The organism is Enterobacter cloacae complex sp. S1 (assembly GCF_014930525.1).
GTDB lineage: Bacteria > Pseudomonadota > Gammaproteobacteria > Enterobacterales > Enterobacteriaceae > Enterobacter > Enterobacter hormaechei_C.
The window spans coordinates 239,671-252,678 of the sequence record NZ_JADBRE010000005.1; the positions used below are offsets into that span (position 1 = coordinate 239,671).

12 protein-coding genes are annotated in these 13,008 nt (G+C 57.3%); 7 read left to right on the forward strand and 5 right to left on the reverse strand.

The window, feature by feature from the left end; translation table 11 throughout:
- Positions 1 to 110: 110 nt before the first annotated feature.
- Together rarD and yigI are read right to left on the reverse strand one after the other, a co-directional pair.
- Entirely contained in the window at positions 111 to 1,007 is an 897-nt protein-coding gene (gene rarD / locus IM290_RS06330; RefSeq protein ID WP_017694744.1) for an EamA family transporter RarD, read from the reverse strand.
- Between the two features lie 51 nt (positions 1,008 to 1,058).
- A complete protein-coding gene (yigI, locus tag IM290_RS06335) occupies positions 1,059 to 1,526 on the reverse strand; it encodes an acyl-CoA thioesterase YigI (RefSeq protein WP_006812366.1) in 468 nt (155 codons plus the stop codon).
- A gap of 160 nt (positions 1,527 to 1,686) precedes the next feature.
- Here yigI and pldA point away from each other — a divergent pair, with 160 nt between their 5' ends.
- From pldA to rhtC, 3 genes are all read left to right on the forward strand, one after another.
- The gene (gene pldA, locus IM290_RS06340) at positions 1,687 to 2,556 is read left to right on the forward strand and encodes a phospholipase A (RefSeq protein ID WP_193042241.1); all 870 of its coding nucleotides are present in this window, start codon (positions 1,687 to 1,689) and stop codon (positions 2,554 to 2,556) included.
- A 90-nt stretch (positions 2,557 to 2,646) separates the two neighbouring features.
- Positions 2,647 to 4,476 (forward strand): ATP-dependent DNA helicase RecQ, encoded by a 1,830-nt coding sequence (gene recQ / locus IM290_RS06345; RefSeq protein WP_017383584.1) that lies wholly within the window; start codon positions 2,647 to 2,649, stop codon positions 4,474 to 4,476.
- Between the two features lie 61 nt (positions 4,477 to 4,537).
- Positions 4,538 to 5,158, forward strand: a complete 621-nt coding sequence (gene rhtC, locus IM290_RS06350) for a threonine export protein RhtC (RefSeq protein ID WP_006179256.1) — start codon at positions 4,538 to 4,540, stop codon at positions 5,156 to 5,158.
- Here the strand turns inward: rhtC and rhtB are convergent.
- Positions 5,155 to 5,775 (reverse strand): homoserine/homoserine lactone efflux protein, encoded by a 621-nt coding sequence (gene rhtB / locus IM290_RS06355; protein ID WP_006812363.1) that lies wholly within the window; start codon positions 5,773 to 5,775, stop codon positions 5,155 to 5,157. The two genes, rhtC and rhtB, sit on opposite strands and share 4 nt — an antisense overlap.
- A gap of 111 nt (positions 5,776 to 5,886) precedes the next feature.
- Between rhtB and pldB the strand changes: the two genes are divergently transcribed.
- The 3 genes from pldB (at position 5,887) to IM290_RS06370 (ending at position 8,693) form a co-directional block, all read left to right on the forward strand.
- Positions 5,887 to 6,879: a lysophospholipase L2 gene (gene pldB, locus IM290_RS06360; protein ID WP_015570002.1), complete on the forward strand. Its 993-nt coding sequence runs from the start codon at positions 5,887 to 5,889 to the stop codon at positions 6,877 to 6,879.
- Positions 6,880 to 6,910: 31 nt separating this feature from the next.
- Positions 6,911 to 7,711: a sugar/pyridoxal phosphate phosphatase YigL gene (yigL, locus tag IM290_RS06365; RefSeq protein ID WP_015570001.1), complete on the forward strand. Its 801-nt coding sequence runs from the start codon at positions 6,911 to 6,913 to the stop codon at positions 7,709 to 7,711.
- Positions 7,712 to 7,793: 82 nt separating this feature from the next.
- Positions 7,794 to 8,693, forward strand: coding sequence for a carboxylate/amino acid/amine transporter (locus tag IM290_RS06370; RefSeq protein WP_023295736.1), 900 nt, complete (start codon positions 7,794 to 7,796; stop codon positions 8,691 to 8,693).
- Here IM290_RS06370 and metR read toward each other — a convergent pair.
- Complete coding sequence (metR, locus tag IM290_RS06375) at positions 8,581 to 9,534, reverse strand: HTH-type transcriptional regulator MetR (protein ID WP_015570000.1); 954 nt, start codon at positions 9,532 to 9,534, stop codon at positions 8,581 to 8,583. The genes IM290_RS06370 and metR overlap by 113 nt on opposite strands.
- Positions 9,535 to 9,650: 116 nt before the next feature.
- Here metR and metE point away from each other — a divergent pair, with 116 nt between their 5' ends.
- On the forward strand, positions 9,651 to 11,912 hold the full coding sequence (gene metE / locus IM290_RS06380) for a 5-methyltetrahydropteroyltriglutamate--homocysteine S-methyltransferase (RefSeq protein ID WP_193042240.1): 2,262 nt from the start codon (positions 9,651 to 9,653) through the stop codon (positions 11,910 to 11,912).
- Between the two features lie 47 nt (positions 11,913 to 11,959).
- On the opposite strand, the gene IM290_RS06385 is transcribed toward metE, so the two are convergent.
- Positions 11,960 to 12,766, reverse strand: coding sequence for a dienelactone hydrolase family protein (locus IM290_RS06385; RefSeq protein WP_003860793.1), 807 nt, complete (start codon positions 12,764 to 12,766; stop codon positions 11,960 to 11,962).
- Positions 12,767 to 13,008 lie beyond the last annotated feature (242 nt).

Here is a 13,008-nt window from a genome sequence, read left to right on the forward strand (position 1 = left end):
GTAACATCCCTGTAAAGCCCTCAGTTATTCTGAGGCAATGTTATCGCTTTTGCTTTCAAATTACTGGGGAACCCTCTCCCCTGTGGGAGAGGGTTAGGGTGAGGGCAACATCACAGCCCTTTGCGCACCCTGCGCTGGGTATAAATCGCATCCGCAACAAAGATGGCCAGCGCCACCCAGATAAAGGCGAACGTCACCATCTTATCCGCACCCGGCACCTCGCCGTAAAACACCACCGCCAGCAGGAACATCAGCGTGGGGCCAATGTACTGGAAGAAGCCCAGCGTGGAGAGGCGCAGACGCGTTGCCGCGCCGGTAAAGCACAGCAGGGGGATCGTCGTGACCACGCCCGCGGCCATCAGCATCAGGTTCAGCGACCATGGGTTGCTGCCCATGTGGCTGGTGGCGCTGTCGGCAATACCGAACAGATAGATTGCGGCGACAGGCAGCAGCCACAGGGTTTCAAATAGCATTCCCGTCTGCGCTTCCACGGCAATTTTTTTACGCACCAGGCCGTAGAAGGCAAAGCTGAACGCCAGCCCCAGGGCGATAACCGGCAGTGAGCCGAAGGTCCACAGCTGTACCAGCACGCCGCAGAAGGCCAGAATCACCGCCACCCACTGCATCCGGCGAAAGCGCTCACCAAGGAAAATCATCCCCAGCAAAATATTGACCAGCGGGTTAATAAAGTAGCCCAGGCTGGCTTCGAGCATGTGATGGTTATTCACCGCCCAGATAAACAGCAGCCAGTTTCCGCCAATCAGCACCGCAGAGAGAGCGAGCAGGAAGACCTTCTTCGGGGTTTTCAGCAGCGTTTTGACGCCTGACCACTGACGGCTGATACTCATCAGCGCAATCATGAAGAAAAAGGACCAGATGACGCGGTGAGTGAGGATCTCGTCCGCCGGGACATAGGCGATAAGTTTGAAGTACGCCGGTGCGATACCCCAAATAAAATAAGCGGCAAGGGCGAGTAAAACGCCCTGCCGCGTCTGTTTAGCATCCATCGGGAAAATCCGTTACAAAAAAGTTAAGTAATTTTACCCGAATTTGCCGTCTCAACCCACCATATAAGTGGCGGTTGCGCTGGCGATATAAACCTGCTCCTCGTTATGCAGCTCAACGCGGGCGACGGCAACTTTATTCCCGGCGCGCAGCAGGCTGCTGGTGCAGGTGAAGCGGTTTCCGCGTCCCGGACGCAGGTAGTCGACGCGTAAATCGATGGTGCCCATGCGCGACAGGCGCTGGCGTAACTCATCTTCGTTGATGGTGTCATGGCGCGTCAGCGTGCTACCCACGCACACCAGACCGGCCGCCACGTCCAGCGCGGAGGCAATGACCCCGCCGTGCAAAATGCTTTGCGCCCAGTTACCGACCATCATTGGCTGATTATTGAAACTCAGCTGAGCGAAGTCTTTTTCGTATCGCTCCAGCTCAAGACCCAGTGCACGGTTGAACGGCATGTGGTACACAAAAATCTCGCCCACGAGCTTTAAGGTTTCTTCGGCGGTGAGTGTGGCTGACATCTGACGTGGCATCCTTGTTGTTAACAAAATGTTGATTTTATGCTTCAGGATAAAGGAATGCCACTTTAAGAAACGAGGAAGCGGAAGTTATCGCAGAAGTCTGTAGAATGCCCGGACAAAACTATTCATTAAATGTCACCATTTCAGGAGAACACCACCGATGCGGACGTATCTGGGTTGGTTACTGGCGGCGGTTGCGCTGCCCCTCACAGCATATGCGCAGGAAGCGACGATCAAAGAGGTGCATGATAAACCTGCCGTTAAGGGCAGCATCATCGCCAATATGCTTCAGGAGCATGACAATCCGTTCACGCTGTACCCTTATGATACAAACTACGTGATCTACACCCAGACCAGCGCTCTCAACAAAGAGGCGATAAGCTCCTATAACTGGTCTGATAATGCGCGTAAAGATGAGGTGAAGTTCCAGCTCAGCCTCGCCTTCCCGTTCTGGCGCGGCATCCTGGGGCCGAACTCGGTGCTTGGCGCGTCTTACACGCAGAAGTCATGGTGGCAGCTCTCCAACAGCGGGGAATCTTCACCGTTCCGCGAAACCAACTATGAACCGCAGCTGTTCCTCGGTTTCGCCACCGATTATGAGTTTGCAGGCTGGACGCTGCGAGACGTGGAGGTGGGCTATAACCACGATTCCAACGGTCGTTCCGACCCAACCTCACGCAGCTGGAACCGCATCTATACGCGTCTGATGGCGCAGAACGGCAATTTCATGGTGGAAGTGAAGCCGTGGTACGTGGTGGGCAGCACCGATGACAACCCGGATATCACCAAATATATGGGCTACTATCAGCTTAAAGTGGGCTATCAGCTGGGTGACGCGGTGCTGAGCGCCAAAGGCCAGTACAACTGGAATACCGGCTACGGCGGTGCAGAGCTGGGCCTGAGCTACCCGGTAACGAAACACGTTCGTCTCTATACTCAGGTGTATAGCGGGTATGGCGAATCGCTGATCGACTACAATTTCAACCAGACCCGCGTCGGTGTGGGCGTCATGCTGAACGATATTTTCTAGGTCGCTCGAATGTTTTTGCGTTAAACGTTGAAGTTTCTCTCTCAGGCGCTGAAAATAGCGCCTGTTTCATTTCTGGCATATGGGGTTAACGTGGCGCAGGCGGAAGTATTGAATCAGGAATCGCTGGCTAAACAGGTTTTGCAGGAAACCTTTGGCTACCAGCAGTTCCGCCCTGGCCAGGAAACCATCATTGAAACCGTGCTGGAAGGCCGCGATTGCCTGGTGGTCATGCCGACCGGCGGCGGTAAATCGCTCTGCTATCAGGTGCCCGCGCTGGTGCTTAATGGCCTGACGGTCGTGGTATCGCCCCTTATTTCCCTGATGAAAGACCAGGTCGACCAGCTGCTTGCCAACGGCGTGGCGGCGGCCTGTCTGAACTCGACGCAGACCCGCGAGCAACAGCAAGAGGTGATGGCCGGGTGCCGCACCGGGCAGATCCGCCTGCTGTATATCGCGCCAGAGCGCCTGATGCTGGACAACTTCCTCGATCATCTGGCGCACTGGAATCCGGTGCTGCTGGCGGTGGATGAAGCGCACTGTATCTCCCAGTGGGGGCACGATTTCCGCCCGGAATACGCCGCTCTTGGACAGCTTCGTCAGCGCTTCCCCGAACTGCCGTTTATGGCGCTTACCGCCACGGCGGATGACACCACGCGTCAGGACATCGTTCGCCTGCTGGGGCTGAACGACCCATATATTCAGGTCAGCAGCTTCGACCGTCCAAACATCCGCTATATGCTGATGGAGAAGTTCAAGCCGCTGGACCAGCTCCTGCGCTACGTGCAGGAGCAGCGCGGAAAGTCCGGCATCATCTACTGCAACAGCCGTGCGAAGGTGGAAGACACCGCCGCGCGTCTGCAAAACCGTGGCTTTAGCGCCGCGGCCTATCACGCCGGGCTTGAGAACCATATCCGCGCCGACGTGCAGGAGAAATTCCAGCGCGACGACCTGCAAATCGTGGTCGCAACGGTGGCGTTCGGGATGGGGATCAACAAGCCCAACGTGCGCTTTGTGGTGCATTTCGACATTCCGCGCAATATCGAATCCTACTATCAGGAAACCGGCCGCGCCGGGCGTGACGGCCTGCCTGCGGAAGCGATGCTGTTTTACGACCCGGCGGATATGGCGTGGCTGCGCCGCTGTCTCGAGGAGAAACCGCAGGGGCAGTTGCAGGATATCGAACGCCACAAGCTTAACGCGATGGGGGCCTTCGCCGAAGCGCAAACCTGCCGCCGTCTGGTACTGCTCAACTACTTTGGTGAAGGGCGTCAGGCACCGTGCGGCAACTGCGATATCTGCCTCGACCCGCCGAAGCAGTACGATGGCCTGATGGACGCGCGCAAAGCGCTATCGACTATCGGACGCGTGAACCAGCGCTTTGGGATGGGCTACGTCGTTGAAGTGCTGCGCGGGGCTAACAACCAGCGTATCCGCGATATGGGTCACGACAAGCTGCCGGTTTATGGCATCGGTAAAGACCAGAGCCACGAGCACTGGGTGAGTATCATCCGCCAGCTGATTCATCTCGGCTTTGCCACGCAGAACATTGCCCAGCACTCTGCGCTTCAGCTGACCGAAGCGGCGCGACCGGTCCTGCGTGGCGAGGTTGAACTGAAGCTCGCCGTTCCGCGCGTCGTCGCCCTGAAGCCGCGCGTGATGCAAAAATCCTACGGCGGTAACTACGATCGCAAGCTGTTCGCCAAGCTGCGTAAGCTGCGTAAAGCCATTGCGGATGAAGAGAACATCCCGCCATACGTGGTGTTCAACGACGCGACGCTTATCGAGATGGCCGAGCAAATGCCGCTCAGCGCCAGCGAGATGCTCAGCGTCAACGGCGTTGGCACGCGCAAGCTGGAGCGCTTCGGTAAAGAGTTTATGGCGCTCATCCGTTCCCACGCTGATGGTGATGATGAGGAGTAGTCAGCCGGGCGAAAAAGTGCCAGGATGGTGACTCACTGTATTATTTCCCCGCGAGCTAATTATGTTAATGCTATTTCTCACCGTGGCGTTAGTGCACATCGTTGCGCTGATGAGCCCTGGCCCTGACTTTTTCTTCGTGTCACAAACGGCCGTCAGCCGCTCCCGCAAAGAGGCAATGATGGGTGTGCTCGGTATTACCATGGGCGTCATGGTCTGGGCGGCGGTTGCGCTGCTCGGTCTGAACCTGATCCTGGCGAAAATGGCGTGGCTGCATAACATCATCATGGTCGGCGGCGGTCTATACCTGTGCTGGATGGGCTACCAGATGCTGCGCGGGGCGCTGAAGAAAGAAGAGAAAAAGCCGGAAGAGCCAAAGGTTGAGCTGGCAACGGGCGGCCGTAGCTTTGTGAAAGGGCTGCTGACCAACCTGGCGAACCCGAAAGCGATTATCTACTTCGGCTCTGTGTTCTCGCTGTTTGTAGGGGATAACGTCGGCGCGGGCGCGCGCTGGGGGATCTTCCTGCTGATCGTTGTTGAGACGTTCGCCTGGTTTACCGTTGTGGCAAGCCTGTTTGCCTTACCGGCGATGCGTCGCGGCTACCAGCGCATCGCGAAGTGGATCGACGGCTTTGCCGGCGCGCTGTTCGCCGGCTTCGGCATTCATCTCATCATTTCTCGCTAAGCATGACGCGCTGACGCAAGCAGCGCGCCAACCAGCATAAACAGCGAACCAAAGACTTTGTTCAGGGCCTTCATCTGTTTAGGCCCTTTGATCCACGCCGCAATTCGCTGCGCCAGCGTCGCGTAACCAATCATCACAATGATATCGACAATAATGGTGGTCGCGCCCAGCACCACGTACTGCATCACCTGTGGCTGATGCGGCACGATAAACTGCGGGAACAGGGCGGCGAGGAACACGATGCTTTTCGGGTTGGTCAGGTTAACGAACACCGCGCGTTTAAACAGGTGGCCGCGTGTTTGCGTCCGGGAGAGCGTATGCAGATCAATCGAGCCTGCGGCGCGCCACTGCTGAATACCCAGCCAGATAAGATACGCTGCGCCAGCCCATTTCAGCACCTCGAAGGCCAGCACCGAACGGGAGAACAGCGTGCCCAGACCAATCCCCACCAGCACAATATGAATGCCAAGCCCGGTCTGTAAACCGGCGATTGACGCCGCCGCGCCGCGATAGCCGTGATTAATGGAGGTGGTCATGGTGTTGATTGCGCCCGAGCCAGGTGAAAGGCTGAGGATGATGGATGTCAGCAGGTAGGCGAACCACCACTCGAAGGTCATTTGAAACTCCCGGATCGTCTGTTTTTATGCCACAATACGCTATTGTTGAGTCATTTTGTGACCGGTGACGAAAAAAACGATATTCCCTGAATTACGGGGGGTGGAAACCCAATGTTTCAGCAGAAAAAGGACTGGGAAACACGAGAAAACGCATTTGCTGCTTTCTCCATGGGGCCGCTGACCGATTTCTGGCGCCAGCGTGAGGAAGATGAGTTTATGGGCGTCGGGGAAATCCCGGTACGCTTCGTTCGTTTCCGTGATGAAAAAAATGACCGGGTGATTGTGGTCTGCCCCGGGCGCATCGAAAGCTATATCAAATATGCCGAGCTGGCGTATGACCTGTTCCATCTGGGCTTTGATGTGTTAATTATCGACCATCGCGGGCAGGGGCTTTCTGGCAGGATGTTGCCGGATACCCATCGCGGCCACGTGGATAACTTCAGCGATTACGTCGACGATCTGGCCGCGTTCTGGCAGCAGGAAGTGCAGCCCGGACCGTGGCGCAAGCGTTATATTCTTGCCCACTCCATGGGGGGGGCGATCTCGACGCTGTTTTTGCAGCGCCATAAGCACCAGTGTGACGCCATTGCGCTGACCGCGCCGATGTACGGCATTGTGATACGTTTTCCTGACTGGATGGTGCGCCATCTTCTCGACTGGGCTGAGGGCCATCAGCGCATTCGTGAGGGCTATGCCATCGGAACAGGACGCTGGCGGGCATTGCCGTTTGCCATTAACGTGTTAACCCACAGTCGGCAGCGTTATCGCCGCAACCTGCGTTTTTATGCCGATGAACCGCGTCTGCGGGTCGGCGGCCCCACCTGGCACTGGGTGCGGGAAGGTATTCATGCCGGTGAGCAAGTGCTGGCGGGCGTAGGTGATGATGACACGCCGACGCTCCTGATCCAGGCGGAAGAAGAGCGTGTGGTGGATAACCGCATGCATGACCGCTATTGTGAACTTCGCGCCGCTGCGGGCCATCCCTGCGAAGGGGGTAAACCGCTGGTCATCAACGGTGCGTACCATGAGATCCTTTTTGAAAAGGACGCTATGCGCTCAGTCGCGCTCAACGCCATTGTTGAATTTTTCAACAGGCATAACTGATTATTGTTTTCCACCAGAGGTTGAAATCCCTATGTACCAGGTTGTTGCATCTGATTTAGATGGCACGCTGCTTTCCCCCGACCACACCCTGTCGCCTTATGCGAAAGAGACCCTAAAACTCCTGACTGCCCGTGGCGTGAACTTTGTGTTCGCCACCGGTCGCCACCACGTGGACGTGGGACAGATCCGCGATAACCTGGAGATCAAGTCGTACATGATCACCTCTAACGGTGCGCGCGTACATGACACGGACGGCAACCTGATTTTTACCCATAATCTCGATCGTGACATCGCCACCGATTTGTTCGGCATTGTGCATAACAACCCGGATATCGTGACTAACGTTTACCGCGATGACGAGTGGTTTATGAACCGCCACCGCCCGGAAGAGATGCGCTTTTTCAAGGAAGCCGTATTCCAGTACTCACTGTATGAGCCGGGTCTGCTGGAGCCGGAAGGGATCAGCAAGGTATTCTTCACCTGTGTAAATCATGAGGAGTTACTGCCGCTGGAGCAGGCGATCAACGCCCGCTGGGGCGACCGCGTGAACGTGAGCTTCTCCACGCTGACCTGTCTGGAAGTGATGGCGGGCGGGGTGTCCAAAGGTCACGCGCTGGAAGCGGTAGCGAAACGGCTGGGCTTTGATCTGAAAGACTGTATCGCCTTTGGCGATGGCATGAACGATGCCGAGATGCTCTCCATGGCGGGTAAAGGCTGCATCATGCAGAACGCGCACCAGCGCCTGAAAGATCTGCACCCGGAGCTGGAAGTGATCGGCACCAACGGCGATAACGCCGTGCCTAAGTATCTGCGCAAACTGTTCCTTGAATAATCTTCAATTGATTGTTTATTGTTCAGATGTCAACTAAAGAGTTCGCTACAATGCCTCTCCTTCTTTCTGAGAGACAAGCATTGTGGCGCTACTCATTATCACCACTATCCTGTGGGCCTTCTCCTTTAGTCTGATTGGCGAATACCTTGCCGGATCGGTCGACAGCTACTTCTCGGTACTTATGCGCGTGGGGCTGGCGGCGCTGGTGTTCCTGCCGTTCCTGCGTACCCGCGGGCAGTCGCTAAAAACGATACTGCTGTACATGCTGGTAGGCGCGATGCAGCTCGGCATCATGTACCTGTTCAGCTTCCGGGCCTACGTTTACCTGTCCGTCTCGGAATTTCTGCTCTTCACCGTGCTGACGCCGCTCTACATCACGCTGATTTATGACTTGCTCAGCAGGCGCCGTTTGCGCTGGGGATATCTGCTGAGCGCTGCGCTGGCAGTCATTGGCGCGGCGATTATTCGCTATGACAAGGTAAGCGATCACTTCTGGACCGGGCTGATGTTCGTCCAGCTCGCTAATATCAGCTTTGCCATCGGGATGGTGGGTTACAAACGTCTGATGGAGACCCGCCCGATGCCGCAGCATAACGCGTTTGCGTGGTTCTATATGGGCGCGGCGATTGTCGCGGTAGCGGCGTGGTTTCTGCTCGGCAATCCGCAAAAGCTGCCGACTACCTCCGTGCAGTGGAGCGTTCTGGTCTGGCTGGGCGTGGTGGCGTCGGGGCTGGGCTATTTTATGTGGAACTACGGCGCTACGCAGGTAGACGCCGGGACGCTGGGGATCATGAACAATGTGCACGTGCCGGCGGGGCTACTGGTGAACCTCGCCATCTGGCAGGAGCAGCCGCACTGGCCGAGTTTCCTTATTGGGGGAACGGTGATCCTGGCTTCGCTGTGGGTACATCGCCGCTGGGTCGCTCCGCGCTCCGCACAAACGGAAGATGGTCGCACGCGTGGTTCCGCGCTGAGCGAATAAACGCTTCCGTAATCGGCTGACGCTGCTCGCCGTCGCGCACGGCGGCGTACAGCCGGCTCCACAGTCCTTCACCCAGGGTTTTGGTGACCACCAGACCCTGGCGTTCAACCGTCTCGACCACCCAGTGCGGCAGCGCTGCAATCCCCATTCTGGCCGCCACCATCTGAATTAACAGCAGCGTGTTATCCACGCTTTTCAGCTGTGGGCTGATGCCCGCGGGTTGCAGGAAATGGCGCCAGATATCCAGACGACTGCGCTGTACCGGGTAAATCAGCAGCGTCTCCGTTGCCAGATCTTCCGGCGTGATACGCGTTTTAGCGGCCAGCGGATGGTCCGGGGCCAGCACCAGACGCACCTCAAAATCAAACATTGGCGAATAGTGCAGACCGCTGCGCGGCAGAATATCTGAGGTCATCACCAGATCCAGCTCACCCTGCTGAAGCGACGGCTGCGGATCAAACGTGACGCCGGATTTGAAGTCCATCTCCACCTGCGGCCACTTCTGGCGGAAGTTCTCAAGCGCGGGGGTCAGCCACTGAATACAGCTGTGACACTCAATGGCGATGCGCAGGGTGGTCTGCTGCGGCTCGTTGCAGGACTGCAACGCGCTGGCAATCTGCGGCAACACCTGGTTCGCCAGCTGAAGCAAAATTTCGCCCTGCGGCGTAAAGCGCAAAGGCTGGCTCTTACGCACAAAAAGACGAAAGCCGAGGCGTTGTTCCAGATCGCTGAACTGGTGAGAAAGGGCAGACTGAGTCTGGTGCAGCGTGGCCGCTGCCGCCGCAAGAGAACCGCAGTTCCGCAACGCTTGTAGCGTTTTCAGGTGTTTTATCTCGATCATGAAAGTCCTTCACTTCGCCATGAACATTTTGCGCTTGAGGAATATACAGTACCTGCCAATTATAGAAGTGTAAACATCTGGACGTCTAAATAACGAATTTCTACAAGGGGTATGCCATGACAATCCGCACTCACACTCTCGGTTTCCCTCGCGTTGGTCTGCGTCGCGAGCTGAAAAAAGCGCAAGAAAGCTACTGGGCGGGTAACGCCACCCGCGAAGAACTGCTGGCGGTGGGGCGCGAGCTGCGCGCCCGTCACTGGGATCAGCAAAAACAGGCGGGCGTAGACCTGCTGCCGGTGGGCGATTTCGCCTGGTACGACCATGTTCTGACCACCAGCCTGCTGCTTGGCAACGTGCCGGCTCGTCATCAGAACAACGATGGATCGGTGGATATCGATACCCTGTTCCGCATCGGCCGTGGCCGCGCGCCAACGGGTGAGCCAGCGGCAGCGGCGGAAATGACCAAGTGGTTTAACACTAACTATCACTATATGGTGCCGGAGTTCGTTAAGGGCCAGCAGTTCAAACTGACCTGGACCCAGCTTCTGGATGAAGTGGACGAAGCGCTGGCGCTGGGTCACCAGGTGAAACCCGTGCTGCTGGGGCCGGTCACCTACCTGTGGCTGGGCAAAGTGAAAGGCGAGCAGTTCGACCGCCTCAGCCTGCTGAACGATATTCTGCCGGTTTATAGGCAGGTGCTGATTGAGCTGGGTAAGCGCGGTATTCAGTGGGTGCAAATCGATGAACCGGCGCTGGTGCTTGAGCTGCCGCAGGCGTGGCTGGATGCCTTCAAACCGGCGTATGACGCGCTCACGGGCCAGGTGAAGCTGCTGCTGACCACCTATTTCGAGGGCGTAACGCCGAACCTCGACACCATTACCGCGCTGCCGGTTCAGGGTCTGCACGTTGATCTCGTTCACGGCAAAGACGATGTGGCAGAGTTGCACAAGCGTCTGCCTGCGGAGTGGCTGCTCTCTGCCGGTCTGGTGAATGGTCGTAACGTCTGGCGTGCCGATCTCACCGGGAAATATGCACAAATCAAGGACATTGTCGGTAAACGTGAATTGTGGGTAGCCTCTTCCTGTTCCCTGCTGCACAGCCCGATCGACCTGAGCGTGGAGACCCGACTCGACCCTGAGGTGAAAAGCTGGTTTGCCTTTGCCCTGCAAAAGTGTGAGGAGCTGGCTCTGCTGCGCGACGCGTTGAACAGCGGCGACACAGCAGCGATTACTGACTGGAGCGCCCCGATCCAGGCGCGCCGTCACTCGACGCGCGTGCATAACCCGGCGGTGGAAAAACGTCTGGCGGCCATCACTGCCCGGGACAGCCAGCGCCAGAGCCCGTATGAAGTGCGCGCCGAAGCCCAGCGTGCACGCTTTAACCTGCCCGCGTGGCCGACCACAACCATCGGCTCCTTCCCGCAGACTACCGAGATCCGCGGCCTGCGCCTGGACTTCAAAAAGGGCAATCTGGATGCGAATCACTACCGCACCGGCATTGCGGAGCACATCAAACAGGCGATCGTCGAGCAGGAACGTCTGGGTCTGGACGTGCTGGTGCATGGCGAGGCCGAGCGTAACGATATGGTGGAATACTTCGGTGAACACCTGGACGGCTTTGTCTTTACCCAGAACGGCTGGGTGCAAAGCTACGGCTCCCGCTGCGTGAAGCCGCCGGTGGTGATCGGTGACGTCAGCCGCCCGGAAGCGATCACCGTGGAGTGGGCGAAGTATGCCCAGTCTCTGACCGACAAACCGGTAAAAGGCATGCTGACGGGGCCGGTGACCATTCTCTGCTGGTCGTTCCCGCGTGAAGATGTATCCCGGGAAACCATCGCCAAACAGATCGCCCTGGCGCTGCGTGATGAAGTGGCGGATCTGGAAGCGGCGGGGATTGGCATCATTCAGATCGACGAACCGGCGCTGCGTGAAGGCTTGCCGCTGCGTCGCAGCGACTGGGATGCTTATCTGACGTGGGGCGTGGAGGCGTTCCGCCTCAACGCGGCCGTCGCGAAGGACGACACGCAGATCCACACCCACATGTGTTACTGCGAATTTAACGACATCATGGACTCCATTGCCGCGCTCGACGCCGATGTGATCACCATCGAGACCTCGCGTTCAGACATGGAGCTGCTGGAGTCGTTCGAAGAGTTCGACTACCCGAACGAAATCGGGCCGGGCGTGTATGACATTCACTCCCCTAACGTGCCGAGCGTGGAGTGGATTGAATCGCTACTGAGAAAAGCCGCCCAGCGCATTCCGGCGGAACGCCTGTGGGTAAACCCGGACTGCGGCCTGAAAACCCGCGGCTGGCCTGAAACCCGCGCGGCGCTGGCGAACATGGTGCAGGCGGCGCAGAATTTGCGTCAGGCGTAGTGGGGCTGGATTGCCCGGTTGGCGCAGCCGCCACCGGGCTTTTTGTATTACGCTTTCTTCCCGCCGTACTGGCTGAACCACGCCAGCATTCTCTGCCAGCCATCTTTCGCCGATTCTGCGTGATAGCTCGGACGATAATCGGCATTAAACGCGTGTCCCGCATCCGGGTACACCACGATTTCGGCCTTCGCGTTTGCCGCCCGCAGCGCGTGGCGCATGGTCTCGACGGTATCAAGCGGAATGCCGGTATCCTGCCCGCCATACAGCCCTAGCACCGGGGCATTGAGATCGGTAGCGATATCAACCGGATGTTTCGGCGAGTTCAGGGTCTTTTCACCCACCAGTTTGCCGTACCAGGCCACAGCGGCTTTCAGCTGCGGATTGTGCGCGGCATACAGCCAGCTAATGCGTCCGCCCCAGCAAAAGCCGGTCACCATCAGACGGTGCGGGTCGCCACCGTTGCGCGCCGCCCAGCTGGCAACGTGGTCGAGATCGGCCAGCACCTGCGCGTCCGGCACTTTGCTGACCAGGTTGCTGAACAGCGTCGGGATGTCGCTGTAATCATTCGGATCGCCCTGACGGAAGTAGAGTTCCGGCGCAACGGCCAGGTAACCTTCCAGCGCCAGACGGCGGCAGAGGTCGCGAATATGTTCATGAACGCCAAATATTTCCTGCACCACGATCACGATGGGCAGCGGGCCATCGGCAGATTTTGGCCGCGCGTGGTACGCTGGCATGTTCTCTCCCTGGGAGGGAATGGAGGTCTCGCCTGCGGTAATGGCCTCTTCAGGGGTTGAGACGATGGTTGAAGCATGCGGGGCCGCAGCAGGTGCAAAACCGGTTTTTTCAGTCATGGCATTCTCCGTACCAATGAATGGATTAGCGCAAAGATAAATATAGACACCAGGTTAACAATCCACAGTGCCTTATAGCGTCTATCTTTTGTGCAGCACCCGGCGATATAACTTGTTAATGTGATGTGAATCACTATTTTATGGAAATTAACTGCAATCATTTTCATTCATGGTGAGGTGTGTCACGAAATAATGCACATTGCTTCTGTAAAGTACCGTTTTACTTCTTCTGACAAACCGAC

Excerpts from the sequence above, each read along its gene's own strand:
- rarD (WP_017694744.1), bottom strand. The coding sequence starts at position 1,007 with ATGGATGCTAAACAGACGCGGCAGGGCGTTTTACTCGCCCTTGCCGCT.
- yigI (WP_006812366.1), bottom strand. The coding sequence starts at position 1,526 with ATGTCAGCCACACTCACCGCCGAAGAAACCTTAAAGCTCGTGGGCGAG.
- pldA (WP_193042241.1), top strand. The coding sequence starts at position 1,687 with ATGCGGACGTATCTGGGTTGGTTACTGGCGGCGGTTGCGCTGCCCCTC.
- rhtC (WP_006179256.1), top strand. The coding sequence starts at position 4,538 with ATGTTAATGCTATTTCTCACCGTGGCGTTAGTGCACATCGTTGCGCTG.
- rhtB (WP_006812363.1), bottom strand. The coding sequence starts at position 5,775 with ATGACCTTCGAGTGGTGGTTCGCCTACCTGCTGACATCCATCATCCTC.
- pldB (WP_015570002.1), top strand. The coding sequence starts at position 5,887 with ATGTTTCAGCAGAAAAAGGACTGGGAAACACGAGAAAACGCATTTGCT.
- yigL (WP_015570001.1), top strand. The coding sequence starts at position 6,911 with ATGTACCAGGTTGTTGCATCTGATTTAGATGGCACGCTGCTTTCCCCC.
- metR (WP_015570000.1), bottom strand. The coding sequence starts at position 9,534 with ATGATCGAGATAAAACACCTGAAAACGCTACAAGCGTTGCGGAACTGC.
- metE (WP_193042240.1), top strand. The coding sequence starts at position 9,651 with ATGACAATCCGCACTCACACTCTCGGTTTCCCTCGCGTTGGTCTGCGT.
- IM290_RS06385 (WP_003860793.1), bottom strand. The coding sequence starts at position 12,766 with ATGACTGAAAAAACCGGTTTTGCACCTGCTGCGGCCCCGCATGCTTCA.